The 12,450-nt window shown below is 53.2% G+C and carries 12 protein-coding genes; 2 read left to right on the forward strand and 10 right to left on the reverse strand.

Translation table 11 applies throughout. The features are described from left to right. The first annotated feature begins 52 nt into the window (after positions 1 to 52). A complete protein-coding gene (locus DW039_RS12375; RefSeq protein WP_005824189.1) occupies positions 53 to 385 on the forward strand; it encodes a hypothetical protein in 333 nt (110 codons plus the stop codon). A 61-nt stretch (positions 386 to 446) separates the two neighbouring features. Here the strand turns inward: DW039_RS12375 and DW039_RS12380 are convergent, their stop codons facing one another. The 5 genes from DW039_RS12380 to DW039_RS12400 all read right to left on the reverse strand — a co-directional run bounded on the left by DW039_RS12380 (position 447) and on the right by DW039_RS12400 (position 4,022). Beyond that, complete coding sequence (locus DW039_RS12380; protein ID WP_005835118.1) at positions 447 to 665, reverse strand: immunity 17 family protein; 219 nt, start codon at positions 663 to 665, stop codon at positions 447 to 449. A gap of 49 nt (positions 666 to 714) precedes the next feature. After that, a complete protein-coding gene (gene tsaE, locus DW039_RS12385) occupies positions 715 to 1,140 on the reverse strand; it encodes a tRNA (adenosine(37)-N6)-threonylcarbamoyltransferase complex ATPase subunit type 1 TsaE (protein WP_117703512.1) in 426 nt (141 codons plus the stop codon). A 13-nt stretch (positions 1,141 to 1,153) separates the two neighbouring features. Further along, on the reverse strand, positions 1,154 to 1,966 hold the full coding sequence (locus tag DW039_RS12390; protein WP_005824182.1) for a metal ABC transporter permease: 813 nt from the start codon (positions 1,964 to 1,966) through the stop codon (positions 1,154 to 1,156). Between the two features lie 50 nt (positions 1,967 to 2,016). Next, the gene (locus tag DW039_RS12395; protein WP_035450311.1) at positions 2,017 to 2,445 is read right to left on the reverse strand and encodes a hypothetical protein; all 429 of its coding nucleotides are present in this window, start codon (positions 2,443 to 2,445) and stop codon (positions 2,017 to 2,019) included. A gap of 254 nt (positions 2,446 to 2,699) precedes the next feature. Then, the gene (locus DW039_RS12400) at positions 2,700 to 4,022 is read right to left on the reverse strand and encodes a 3-phosphoshikimate 1-carboxyvinyltransferase (protein WP_120381992.1); all 1,323 of its coding nucleotides are present in this window, start codon (positions 4,020 to 4,022) and stop codon (positions 2,700 to 2,702) included. A 177-nt stretch (positions 4,023 to 4,199) separates the two neighbouring features. Here DW039_RS12400 and DW039_RS12405 point away from each other — a divergent pair, with 177 nt between their 5' ends. Further along, entirely contained in the window at positions 4,200 to 4,589 is a 390-nt protein-coding gene (locus tag DW039_RS12405; protein WP_005824170.1) for a DUF2721 domain-containing protein, read from the forward strand. Between the two features lie 5 nt (positions 4,590 to 4,594). Here the strand turns inward: DW039_RS12405 and DW039_RS12410 are convergent, their stop codons facing one another. The 5 genes from DW039_RS12410 to DW039_RS12430 all read right to left on the reverse strand — a co-directional run bounded on the left by DW039_RS12410 (position 4,595) and on the right by DW039_RS12430 (position 12,108). Further along, a complete protein-coding gene (locus DW039_RS12410) occupies positions 4,595 to 5,206 on the reverse strand; it encodes an aminotransferase class IV family protein (RefSeq protein ID WP_005824168.1) in 612 nt (203 codons plus the stop codon). Then, positions 5,190 to 6,197: an aminodeoxychorismate synthase component I gene (locus DW039_RS12415; protein WP_120381993.1), complete on the reverse strand. Its 1,008-nt coding sequence runs from the start codon at positions 6,195 to 6,197 to the stop codon at positions 5,190 to 5,192. Before DW039_RS12415 ends, DW039_RS12410 begins: the two co-directional genes overlap by 17 nt. A gap of 3 nt (positions 6,198 to 6,200) precedes the next feature. After that, complete coding sequence (locus DW039_RS12420) at positions 6,201 to 7,799, reverse strand: aspartate:alanine exchanger family transporter (protein ID WP_120381994.1); 1,599 nt, start codon at positions 7,797 to 7,799, stop codon at positions 6,201 to 6,203. 180 nt (positions 7,800 to 7,979) lie between these two features. Then, the gene (locus tag DW039_RS12425) at positions 7,980 to 11,252 is read right to left on the reverse strand and encodes a S41 family peptidase (RefSeq protein ID WP_120381995.1); all 3,273 of its coding nucleotides are present in this window, start codon (positions 11,250 to 11,252) and stop codon (positions 7,980 to 7,982) included. A 76-nt stretch (positions 11,253 to 11,328) separates the two neighbouring features. Then, on the reverse strand, positions 11,329 to 12,108 hold the full coding sequence (locus tag DW039_RS12430) for a DnaJ domain-containing protein (protein ID WP_005824158.1): 780 nt from the start codon (positions 12,106 to 12,108) through the stop codon (positions 11,329 to 11,331). Between the last annotated feature and the right edge of the window lie 342 nt (positions 12,109 to 12,450).

Here is a 12,450-nt window from a genome sequence, read left to right on the forward strand (position 1 = left end):
ATCGTAAATCGTCAAATAGTCAATAACATTAACCCTTTAAGCAATAGTAAGTATGGGAATGGAAGACGATTTTTTGCAGAATGATGTCGATGATGAAAAGACCATCGAGTACATCAAGAATTATTTGCCGCAGGAGTTGAAAGAGAAGTTCTCTGACGACGAGTTCTATTATTTTCTCGATTTGATTGACGAGTACTATTCCGAGAGCGGCATCCTTGATGCGCAGCCGGATGCGGATGGGTACATCGAGATTGATTTGGGGAAAATCGTGGACTATATTGTCAAGGAAGCCCATAAGGATGAGATGGGTGACTATGATCCGGAAGAAATCCTTTTCATCGTACAAGGTGAGATGGAATATACGGAATCTTTGGACGAAGAATAGTCTGTATCAAAAGTATAGTAAAATCGCGGATGAGCATGGCTTCATCCGCGATTTCTTGTTTTTATGTAACCGGTGGCGTATTCAGAAAAAAGAAGATGGATGTGCCGATGAGAATGACACCCAATACACCGTAGAACAGGCGAGCTTGTCGCCGCCCTACATTTTGTACGATAAACTGGGTGTTTCGGGCAGTAAAGAACCAGTTCCAGTCCAATATGGCTGCCAGCAAGGCGATGATGCCTGCGACGGCAAAAATCCCTTGAACGATGTATTGGCTCATCAGAAATAAGAATTAAGAATTAAAAATTAAAGCGGGGGAAAAGCATGCCTTATTCAAAGCTCTCTAACGTGACTTTCCGCTCTCCGTTCTCCACTTCTTCGATGGTGACCTTGATGGTGTTGCCCGGCAAGAGTTCCTCTACCAGCTCCGGCCATTCTATGAAGCAGAGGGCGCCGCTGTAGAAGTAATCTTCGTACCCCATGTCATACACTTCTTCCAGCTTCTTGATGCGGTAGAAGTCAAAATGGTAAATCAGTTCGCCGGCAGTGTCGGAACGGTATTCGTTGACAATGGCGAAGGTAGGGGAGGTGATGACGTCGGAAACGCCCAATTCCTCGCAAACGGCTTTGATGAAAGTCGTCTTGCCCGCCCCCATTTTTCCATAGAGGGCGAAGACGGTATTGTCACCCATTTCAGCGATGAACTGGCGGGCGGCTTCGTGAATCTGGTCTAATGACTGAATTTTGATTTCCATTGTGTCTTTTGATTTAGCGTTGCAAATATAGCCAAAAACTTTTTCCCGTCTTGCAAATGGCATAGATAATGATGGAAAAGAATATGATGGATGCACCCGAGGGGACATTCAAGTAGAAAGAAATCATCAGCCCGCCCAGGCAACTGAGGTAACCGATGCCGATGGAAAGCCAGATGATGCGGTGGAACCGGTGCGAGAACAAGTTGGCGGTCATCTGCGGAACGGTGAGCAGTGAAATAACCAGCACGATGCCCACCATGCGCAGGCATGCCACGATGGTCAGCGCAATGAACATCATCAGTACATATTCGAATACCTGCACCGGAATACCTTGCGAGCGAGCAAACTCCCGGTCGAAAGCCACGTAGATGATGGGATGGAGATACAGCGCGAAAAACAGTATCAGCAGGACGGCGAGCCCTCCCAATAGAGCGATGTCGCTCCAGGTAATCGTGAGAATGTTGCCGAAGAGATAGGCGGACAAGTCGGGTGCGAATCCCGGCGAGAGGAAAGTGAACATGATGCCCAGTGCCATGCCCAATGTCCAGAATACGGCAATGGCGGAGTCTTCCCGCATGTCCTTCCGTTTGCTGAGCCACTCTACACCGAAAGCGGACAAGACTGCAAACAAGGCTGCCGACAGAATGGGGGAAATGCCGGTATACAATCCCAGGCCGATACCGCCAAAAGATGCATGCGTCAATCCGCCGCTGATGAACACTAGTCTCCGGGTAACGATGTACGTGCCTATCAGCCCGCAAGCAATGCTTGCCAGCAGACTGCCGATGAGGGCATGTTGGAAAAAAGTGTATTGCAGTAGCTCCATTTATTCAATTAAAAATTAAGAATTAAAAATTAAAAGTTGGATGTGGAGTGTTAGGAATGGGGGGTGAGACGGCGTTCGCCGATGATGAGGAACACTTCATCCTTGATGTTGTCCGGCAAGGCTATGCCACGCAGTTGCAGGCTGCGCACCCATCCGGCTACGTCCGTGTCTTGCATGGTGTAGAACACGTCGCGGAACTCGTCTTCCTGCTCGGGAGTATAGGCATCGGGAGCGGTGCCGATGTATTTGTCCAGTTCTTCGTCATCGTAATATTCTATTTGCTTGCTGACGGCTGCCAGCAGGCTGTCACGTTCGCAGATTTCATGCTGTCCGCAGCACTCGGCATCCACTTCCTGCACTTCGGGCATGGCGTCCAGTTCGCCGCGGTCTATCTTCTTCTGCAGTTTCCGGTTGCGTATAATTCCGGCTGTGGCTGCCACGAGGGCAAGGGCAATCAGGCTAATAATCAATATCCACATGGGCTTCCTTTTCTTGAAAAACATGTTCCATTAATAGAACGGACAAAGATACATATTGTTTTGTACACGACAAAATAATGCTTCAGATTGCAGGTAGGTAGATTACTTCCACCCGACGCAGGCATTACTTGCTTGGAACGTACTGTAAAACTACTTTGGATACATCCTAATCTTAGAATGTATCCTTTATTTCTAAGAATAAAGGTTATATTCTTAAGAATAAAGGCTGTATTTCTTAGAATAAAAGCTTTATTCTAAGATTGCATTGCATTTTGGCAGACTTTAAATCCCGCCTTTTGCAAGTCTTCCCAGTAAGCAGGGTAAGATTTGGTAACGACCTGTGGTTCATCTATCTGTATTTGGGGCAGTACAAGGCAGGCGGGGGCAAATGCCATGGCCATACGGTGGTCTTCGTAGGTGGCGATGACGGGGTCAGCGTCTGCCGGGCAGCGTTCGCCATCCCACAACAAGATGCTGTCTTGCTCGGAGCGCACGACGTAACCCAGTTTACGCAGTTCCGTAATGAGGGCGGTGATACGGTCGGTCTCCTTTATTTTAAGGCTTTGCAGTCCGGTGAAGCGGAAAGGGATGTCCATCAGGCAGCAGGTGACGACAAAGGTCTGCGCCAGGTCCGGGATGTCCACCATGTCTTCGTCGAGACGGGTGGCGGGAGTACCCTTACGGATCAGTTTTACTCCCCGGTCTGTATATTCGGTATGGACGCCGAGGCGGGCAAAGACTTCCGCGCCGCGGCTGTCGCCTTGATAGCTGTGGGCGAAGAGACCGAGCAGTCCGATTTCTGCCGTGTGCGCTTCTTCCTTCGTGCTGTCTTCACTTTCTTTCGCGCTACTTCTGTCTCCCCCTTTCATTTTTATTTTTTCATTTTTAATTCCTTCTATTGCCATCATCTGATACCAGTAAGAGGCGGCGCTCCAATCGCTTTCCACGGTGAAAGGAGTATCTGTGTATCCGCCGGGGCTGACGGTGATACAATCTTTGGAGGCCCAGTCGGCTTGGGCACCGAAGTCGCGCATCAGTTGCAGGGTCAGGTTGATGTAAGGGCGGGAGATGATGTCGCCCGTTAGGTGCAGGCGTAATCCTTGGGGGAGTACGGCGCCAATCATCAGCAGGGCGGATATATATTGGGAACTTACATTTCCGGCAAGGGATATTTCTTCGCCTTTCAATGCTGTGCCGGTGATGCGTAGTGGGGGGAAACCTTCGTTCCCGACGTATTCAATCTGAGCACCGAGTTCGCGCAAGGCGTCTACCAGTATGCGGATGGGGCGTTGCTGCATGCGTTGTGTACCGGTGATGATGCGGGTGCCCGGAGTTACACTGAGGTAGGCGGTGAGGAAACGCATGGCGGTGCCGGCGGCAAGGATATCTATATGTCCGGGATTTCCGTCGAGGGCGCGGGTCATCACCATGGTGTCGTCACAATCGCTCAGATTGCGGGGCAGGATATTGCCATGGGCAAGGGAGTGGAGGATGAGGGCGCGGTTGCTGATGCTTTTGGATGCCGGGAGTTGTATGGCGGCATGCAGGGCGATAGGGGCAGAAATGGTATATCGCATGGTCGTATTTGTTAAGTTACGGTGGTAAGGAGTTTTTTTATTGTCACTGCAAAAGTAGGATAAATCTTTGGGAAATGGAAAAAAGGAAACTTGTTTCTGTGGTTTCAATCTTTCGTTTATCTTTGCGGAGGTAAGTCCTGCTATCGGGACGGATAGATATAATTAAGCATCATTCTTATGGAAATAGATTTAACCACCCCCGCCTTGCTGTTTTCGGCCATATCGCTGATTATGCTGGCCTATACCAACCGTTTCTTGTCCTATGCCCAACTGGTGCGCACCTTGAAGGAACAGTACATGGAGAACCCGTCTTCGGTGAAGGCGGCGCAGATTGCCAACCTGAGGAAGCGGCTCTACCTGACGCGTGCCATGCAGGTGGCGGGCATCGGCAGCCTGCTGCTGTGCGTGGTCAGCATGTTCTTTGTCTATATCCGTCTCCATCTGCTTTCGGCCTATATCTTCGGTTTGGCGCTGATATTGCTGATTATTTCGCTGGCCATATCGGTGTACGAAATATATATATCGGTGAAGTCTTTGGAGATACATCTCAACGATATGCACGAGTAGAGGCTCTACGGGATGATGTTCCGTACGGGGAGTTCCAGTTCTCCCCAGTCAATCATGGCATTGAACAGCCTGACAGTAGAGAATGAAGGCAAGTCTTCCGGTCTGATATCTTTTTCCTGCAAGATTCCTTCTTCCAGCAAGGCTGCCCGTTTGGTCCCTTTCAGCAGGGGATGTGCCGGCGTGTACCAGTGGGTACCGTCGGAAAGGGCGATGTTGGCGATGGAGGTGTCTGTCAGCAGGCCTTGTTTCACAATCAGAATGTCGTCGCATGCGCCGCGCAGGGCAAAGAGGCAGTTCAGCGGTTCGCGTCCGGCGCTTTTGTAGGTGTAGTCGATGGTATCGGCCTGCATCAGTGCCAGCGAATGCACGTGCCGCACGGCGTAGGGGGAGTAGCTGAGGTCTTCAATACCTTTTTCACCATACACTACGCGTGCCTTGACGATGCCCGCCCCGGTGATGCCTGCTCCACAGCCGGGAGACGACAGATAATCGGACAGTTGCAGCGGTGTGCTTTCCGGCCAGAAGTGGGCGCGGGTATCGTTCAGCCTTCGGTTGTGGCGGGAAAGGTTGCAGACCCTTCCGTGGTCGATGCGTATGGTCTCAATAAATAGGCACATATATTTTCTGTATTACTTCGTTGTATTCGCTTTCCCACCGGCTTTTGGCGGTGATGCCGCCTCCTGCCTTGAAGTGGAGCTGGCCGTTTTCCTGCTCGATGAAGCGTATCATGACAGCGCTGTCCAGCTGTCCGTCGGCATAATGCCCCATGATGCCGGTGTAGAAGCCCCGGCGGTAGTCTTCGGCCTGGGCGATGATTTCTACGGTTTTGGGCTTGGGGGCGCCGGTGATGGAGCCGGCAGGAAGCAGGCAGAAGATGATGTCGCCCAGGTGTGCGGTGTAGTCTTCGGGCAGGGTGCCGCATATCTCGGAGCTGGTCTGGAGGATGGGGCCCTTATTGGTTTGCAGGCGGTCTATATATCGGTAGGAGGTCACTTCGACGTGTTCCGAAACCATGCTGAGGTCGTTGCGTATCAGGTCGACGATGGTGGCGTGCTCGGCTGCCTCTTTGGTGTCCTGCATCAAGAGCTGTTCCGCATCGGGCAGGGTGGCGTCGATGGTGCCTTTCATGGGGAAGGACTTTATCTTGCCCTTCTCTATACGGACAAAGATTTCGGGGGAGAAGCAGACGAACCGGTCTTTCAGCCACAGCTTGTACAAGGCTTCGGAGTGGAGGAATATTTCTTCCAGTGTCAGATTGGTGGTGACGGGTACCCGGCAAGTGAGGTTCGTCAGGTAGCTGTTGCCTGCCAGCAGGTTTTGCTTCACGAGGTCGAACGAATGTCTGTATGCGGCGGGGGAAGGGGGAGTGATGTCCCACTGGATAGGGCCGGCGCATCGGGCGGCTGTGCTTCTGGCAAGGGCTGTTGCAGCTGTCTCCGTGTTGCCTGCCTTCGGGAATTGGAAAAGGCAAGTGGCGGGATCTATCCGGTCGAGGGGCTCGATGTGCGACTGCTCTTGCGCGTAGTCTACGACGAAGAGGAAGGGCACATTGGCTCCGGCCAGTGCGTTCATGCGGGCGATGGCTTCTGTCCGGCTGTACGTCTTCATGCGTCAATAGACTGCGGAGGCTATCACCTGGATTACCAGAATGAGGAATACCATGGCAATGGGATATACCGTGGCATAGGCCACGCTCGGTATGTTGCTGTCTGTCATGGAGTCGGCGGCGGCAAGGCCGGGCGTACTGGTCATACCGCCGGTGATGGTGCCCAGCAGGTCGAGAATGTTTATCTTGAATACGAATAGCCCGACGATGACGGCCACCAGCATGGGTACCAGTGTGATGGCGGCACCTACGCCGAACAAGAGCCAGCCGCTCTCCTGGAAGGTAGCTACCAGATTCCGTCCTGCCGAGGTGCCTACTTCGGCCAGGAAGAGGAGCAATCCCAGCTGGCGCAGCAGTTGGTTGGCAGGGCCGGACATGGACCACAGAATGGGGCCGGTCTTTCCGATGGCGCTGAGCAGGAGGGCCACCATGAGGATGCCTCCCGTCAGTCCCGGCGAGAACGACAGACTGTCCGAGAAGGAGATGTTCAGCTTGCCGAAGAGCACGCCCAGCACGATGCCCAGGGCGATGGGAAAGAAGTCGGTGTCGGACAGCTGCTTGTTGTCATTGCCCAGCAGGCGTGCCACGCCTTTGATGCCGTCTTTCTCGCCCACCACCATCAGCTTGTCGCCGAACTTCAGCGCCAGGTCGGGCGAGGGGGAGAGGTCGATACCGCTTCGGCGGACGCGGGTGACGGTACAGCCGAAGTTCTTCATCAGGTTGAGGTCGCCCAGCTGTTTGTTTATCATATCCTTCTTGGTGAGCAGCAGGGATTCAATCTCCTGCATGTCTACGAGTGGCAGTTCGCCTTCTTCGCGCTGGCCCACGAGGACGGCAAGCTGGTTCAAGGCATCTTCGCTGCCCACGGCTTGTATGCAGTCTCCCTCGTGCAGGATGGTCTGGGCGGTGGGGATGGCTATCTGCTCATTGTGCTTATGGCGCGAGATGACGGCACCGGTCATGGCGCGCGCATTGATTTGCATCAGGCTGCGGCCGAAGACGGCGGGGTTGGTCACGCGGAACAGGCAGGTTGTCAGTTCCGGGAACTGGCTGCGGCGTTCCTTCTCCAACCGGCGCGCCTCTTTGTCGAGGTCGATGCGCATGATACGGGGCAGCAGCTTGACGAAGAGAATCACGCCGATAACGCCGAAAGGATAGGCAATACCGTAAGCGATGGATGCCAGTGGGGAATGGGTGCTGTCAATGGCTACGGCAAGTCCCGGTGTACTGGTCAGGGCGCCGGCTATGAGGCCCACCACGCTGGGGGTGTCTATGTCGAAGGCGTACTTCAATCCTACGGCTGTGAGGGCGGCGGAGCAGATGATGAGCAGGGTGATGATGATAAGCGTCTTGCCCTTGCTCCGGAAGGAGTCGAAAAATCCGGGACCGGCCTGGATGCCGATGGTGAAGATGAAGAGCACCAGTCCGAAGTTTCCTAACTCTTTGGGGATGATGACACCGAAGTGTCCGAACAGTAGGGCAATGAAGATGACGGCGGAGACGTCCAGCGAAAGCCCTTTAATCTTGATTCTTCCCAACATGAAGCCTAAAGCCACAATGAGAAAGAGCGCGAAATAGGAGGAGTTTAACAAGTCAGCAAACATAATCAGTTAAAGAGTTAGGAGTTTATGTCACAAAGATAGTGCAAAAAAGTGAGATAGAAAAAGTATTGCTTCCTTGTGGCATATAAAAAAAGATGATGTGCCATCAACCGTTTTGACACATCATCTTAATATATATATCGGCCTATATGACCGGTATTCCTGCGTGGGGCAAGGCGGTACTTATTTTTCGAGTTCCTTCAGCAGTTCCTCTACGGCAGCTTTCAGCTGTGTGTCTTCTCCCTTCACGATGGTCTCGGGTGAATTGGCTACTTTGATGTCCGGCTCCAGCTGCGAGTTCTCCAGATAGCTGCCGTCCGACAGGCGGTAGCCCACGACGGGGATGCCGAATACCAATGACGGGTCTTGCAGGCGTTCCCACGACACGCTGGTCATGGTTCCCGGCACGGGCATGCCTACCAGCTTGCCCAGTCCGCGGTGGCTGTAAACCCACGGCGTGCCGTGCGCATTGGAGTAGTTGGCCTCGCACATCACCATGATGGAGGGTTTGTTCCAGCGGCGGCTGGGCATGTCGCACGTCTCGCGACCGCGCACCACTTGGGTGAAGTATTTTTGTCCACTGAAAAGTATTTCTATATCCTCGTGCAAGCGTCCACCGCCATTGAAACGGGTGTCGATGACGATGCCTTCGCGGTTGTTGTATTTTCCCAGGATGTCCGAGTAGACGGAACGGAAACTGTCGTCTCCCATAGACTCGATGTGCACGTAACCCAATCGGCCACCCGACCATCGGTCAACGTCTGCCGCACGCTGTTTCACCCAGCGGCTGTAGAGTAAATCGCTGAACGCACCGTTCGTAATGGGGATAATGACCTCTTCCCAGTGCTCCTTGGTCTGCGGGTCGAAGAGAGAAACAAGTGTTTTCTTCCGTGCCTTGTTGTTGAGCAGCGTGTAATAGTCCGCATCGGGGGTGATTTCCACGCCGTCTATCTTTTCGATGACTGTGCCGGCTTTCACCCGGGTGTTGGCTGTGTCGAAGGGGCCTTTCTCCACTACTTCGGCAATGAGCATGCCCTTGCCCGTGTAGTTCCAGTCGAAGAACAGTCCCAGGCTGGCAGTAGGTTCGGATTGCCCTTTGGGATAGAAACGGCCGCCGGTGTGAGATACGTTCAGCTCGCCCAGCCATTCGCTCAGCAGTTCGGCAAAGTCATAATTGTTGTCGATATGGGGCAGGAAGCGGCGATAGGCGGCGGTCATCTTGTCCCAGTCCACTCCGTGCATATTGGTATTGTAGAATCGCTTCTGCTGTTGGCGGTACACGTGGTCGAACATGTATTCGCGCTCCGCAGCCAGGTCCATCTTGGCATCTACCTGGAAGGTGATGGGGGTCAGCGCGTCGGATGAAGTGTCCATTTTCTGCATCTTGTGGCTACCCAGCAGGAAGAGGCTCTTGCCGTCCTTGTCCAGCTGCATGTCCGCCCATCCGGCATCCATCTTGTGTAGCAGGCGGGTCTCTTTCTTGCGCAGATTCATCTTCCAGAGGTCGTAGCCGCCTTCGAAGGCTGCCAGGTAGTAGAGTGTCTCGCCATCCTTGGAGATGATGGTGCTGCCCATGTCGGAAGAATTCGGGGTGAGGCGCACCACACGGTCTTCGATGCCTCGCAGCTCGACGACGATGTCTTTCGGCTGGTCATCTTTTTCGTCAGCATTGCTGTCTTTCTTGTCGTCTTTCTTCTTTTTATCCTTGTTTTTGTCTTGGGGGGTGTCTTTTCCGGCAGACTTCTTTTGTTCCTTCTCCAGCTCCTTGCGCAGTTCGTAGTCTTCTTTGCTCAGGCAGTATTTGTCGTAGGCGTCTTGGTTGAGGAAGACGAGCATGGCGTCGTTCAGCGAGCCCCATGAGGCATGGGCACGCATGCCGTAGCGTTCGGTGGTGAAAAGGATGGCGTTGCCGTCCAGCGCAAAGTGGGGATAGCCGCTCATGTAGCCGCTATTGGTGAGGTTGATGATGTCTTTGCCTCCCTCTGCGCTGACCAGGCCGATGTCGGAGTAGGGGTCGTGCTTGTTACCCGTGAACTCAAGTGTAAACCATTTACCGTCCGGCGACCATGCGTAGTCAAATCCTCCGCCGGTGCTGTACCAGGTGGAGCCGTCCGTAATCTGGCGCACCTTCTTCGTCTCCAGATTGAGCACCATCAGCCGGATGCGGTCTTCGATAAAGGCGAGTTCCTTGCCGTCGGGCGAGAATTGCGGATAGGCACGTTCCACGGTGGTGGAGGGCAGCAGCACTTCTTCTTCAATCAGCGTGGCGTTCGGGAAGTTAGGGTCTTCCTTGCGGGCTATCTTGGCAAGGTAGAGCTGCCAGTTGCCGCCTCGCTCGCTGGCGTAGGCCAGGGTGCGGTTGTCCGTCGCAAAGGAGAGGCCCGCTTCGCGTGCCGGTGTGTGCGTCACCTGCTTGGTAGTGGCATAGTCTGCCGAAGTGACAAAGACTTCTCCGCGCAGCGTGAAGGCAATCTGTTTTCCGTCCGGGGACACAACGGCAGAGGTGGCTCCGTCGGAAGACTGCAGGTTGGCGAATTGCGGCCGGTCATCGCGCACCAGTTCTATGGCGACTTTCTTCGGAGTGGCATCCGGCTGCTGGGTATAGATTTCGCCGTCGTAACTGTAGCACAACGTCCCGCCGTCACTCATGGAGAGGAAGCGCACGGGATGTGTCTTGAAGCTGGTGATGGGCTTCACCTCTCGGGGCTGTGCCAGCGGGAAGGCATACACGTTGAATGAGCCGCCGTTTCTCTCACTCAGAAAGTAAACCGTTCTTCCATCGGGTGACAACACCGGGTTGCGGTCTTCGCCCGCGCGGTCGGTGAGGTTGGTATGGGTACCCGTCTTTGCATCATACAGCCAGATGTCGCGGGTGATGGAGGAGATGTGATGCTTTCTCCATTCATCTTCAAATCCCTTGCGGTCTTGGTAGAGGAACTGATGGCCCGCCTTGTCGAAGCAGACCGCTTCGGCAGGGGTGCCCAGCACTTGCTCCGTACGCCCTCCCGTTGCAGGTACTTTGTAAAGCTCGGTCATGGCCGAAGTGGGGAAAAGAGCGCTGCTTGCCGGGTCCTGGATGGAGGCGGAAAACAAGACATACTTTCCGTCCGGAGTGAATGTGGAGGGTATCTCACCGGTGGAGTGGGTAGTGAGCCGTTGGGCGGTTCCGCCGTCTGCCGGCATCACGAATACGTCGAAGTTGCCGTATCTGTCGCTGGCAAAGGCTATTTGTTTGCCGTCCGGCGACCATATGGGGGTACATTCGTAGCTCTCTTGGGTAGTAAGCTGTGTGGCGGTTCCACCTTTGGCCGGCACCTTGTAGATGTCTCCTTTGTAGCAGAATGCGATTTCCGTACCGTCGGGAGAGATTTGCACATCGCGCATCCAGAGCGGCGTGGCGGCATGTCCGGCAATGGCAGTAAGGCCTAGTGCAAGGATTGCAAGGGTTTTCTTCATAAGTGTGTGGGTTGATGTTAATATAGAATGTTTATAAACGTCATGATGCTGTCCACAAGGCAAGGAGCGAGGTACGTCATTTCATACCTCGTGCCTTGTATATCTGTTCTTTGGCATTGTTGATGCTTTGGAACTTCTCTTCTGCGGCTTTCTTGATGTCTTCGCCCAGCGTTGCCACCCGGTCGGGATGGTGTTTCAAGGCTAGGCGGCGGTAAGCGGCACGCACTTCGTCATTGGTGGCAGTGGGTTCAATTTCAAGTACTTTGTAGGCCTCGTTCAGTGAGCTACCGCCTAGGTTAAGCATGGATTCCACTTCCTTGACGGATAGTCCCATGTACATGGCCACTTCTTTCAAGGCTTCTATCTCCTCGTTGCAGACGTGTCCGTCGCTTTTGGCAATTTCTACCAAGAATACCAGCAGTTGCAAGCGTTCCTCGTATGTCAGGTTGGCGGCAATCTGCGTTCCACAGTCACGGATGGTGTTTTTAAATGCCAGTGGGTTTTGTCTGTCCATCTGCTTGCGCTGTTCGAAGAGGTTGAGCAGTATCCGTTCTCCCTCGCCCACGGCAGCCTCACCGAATGTGCTTCTCAGAAAGCGGCGGACGAATTCCATTTCACTATGCATGATGCGCCCGTCTGCACGGATAATGTACGAAGCCATCACGAGCATGGAGAAGAGGAAACTGTTCCGTTGCCCGGTATAGGTAGTGCCGTGCGTTGGTTCTTCTCCATAATAACTGCCTGCGTCACTTGAATCGGTGTCGAACAGTGAACCGAATACAAAACCTGCCAAGGCTCCCAGCGGTCCTCCGGCCATGAAGCCGATGATGCCGCCTATCCATTTAGCTGCTCCCATAATTTTTCTTGTTTAAAGTGCAAAAATAGAGATTTCTTACGAGAATTCCAGTAATTTGATGAGCTATTCCCGCTGAAGCGAATAGGCACCGTCTTCTTTTTGTACATATTCAGCATATTTATGGCAGCAAGTCTGTCATTAAGAAATACTATAAAAATTAAGGAGTTAAGTCTTAGACTTAACTCCTTAATGCTCAACAGTCGGGATGACAAGATTCGAACTTGCGACCACACGCCCCCCAGACTTCGCGAGAGATAAACTGATAACGGCTGATTATCAATTGTATATACTGTAGCTAACACTTGAAAAGGGACCCGGAACAACATTTAAAAAGTGCCCCAC

It is taken from the genome of Bacteroides sp. AF39-16AC, assembly GCF_003602735.1.
Lineage (GTDB): Bacteria > Bacteroidota > Bacteroidia > Bacteroidales > Bacteroidaceae > Bacteroides > Bacteroides uniformis.

Coding starts and splice junctions, on each gene's coding strand:
- DW039_RS12395 (WP_035450311.1), bottom strand. CDS start 2,445: ATGTGGATATTGATTATTAGCCTGATTGCCCTTGCCCTCGTGGCAGCC.
- DW039_RS12390 (WP_005824182.1), bottom strand. CDS start 1,966: ATGGAGCTACTGCAATACACTTTTTTCCAACATGCCCTCATCGGCAGT.
- DW039_RS12420 (WP_120381994.1), bottom strand. CDS start 7,799: ATGTTTGCTGACTTGTTAAACTCCTCCTATTTCGCGCTCTTTCTCATT.
- tsaE (WP_117703512.1), bottom strand. CDS start 1,140: ATGGAAATCAAAATTCAGTCATTAGACCAGATTCACGAAGCCGCCCGC.
- DW039_RS12375 (WP_005824189.1), top strand. CDS start 53: ATGGGAATGGAAGACGATTTTTTGCAGAATGATGTCGATGATGAAAAG.
- DW039_RS12410 (WP_005824168.1), bottom strand. CDS start 5,206: ATGTGCCTATTTATTGAGACCATACGCATCGACCACGGAAGGGTCTGC.
- DW039_RS12415 (WP_120381993.1), bottom strand. CDS start 6,197: ATGAAGACGTACAGCCGGACAGAAGCCATCGCCCGCATGAACGCACTG.
- DW039_RS12400 (WP_120381992.1), bottom strand. CDS start 4,022: ATGCGATATACCATTTCTGCCCCTATCGCCCTGCATGCCGCCATACAA.
- DW039_RS12405 (WP_005824170.1), top strand. CDS start 4,200: ATGGAAATAGATTTAACCACCCCCGCCTTGCTGTTTTCGGCCATATCG.
- DW039_RS12425 (WP_120381995.1), bottom strand. CDS start 11,252: ATGAAGAAAACCCTTGCAATCCTTGCACTAGGCCTTACTGCCATTGCC.
- DW039_RS12430 (WP_005824158.1), bottom strand. CDS start 12,108: ATGGGAGCAGCTAAATGGATAGGCGGCATCATCGGCTTCATGGCCGGA.
- DW039_RS12380 (WP_005835118.1), bottom strand. CDS start 665: ATGAGCCAATACATCGTTCAAGGGATTTTTGCCGTCGCAGGCATCATC.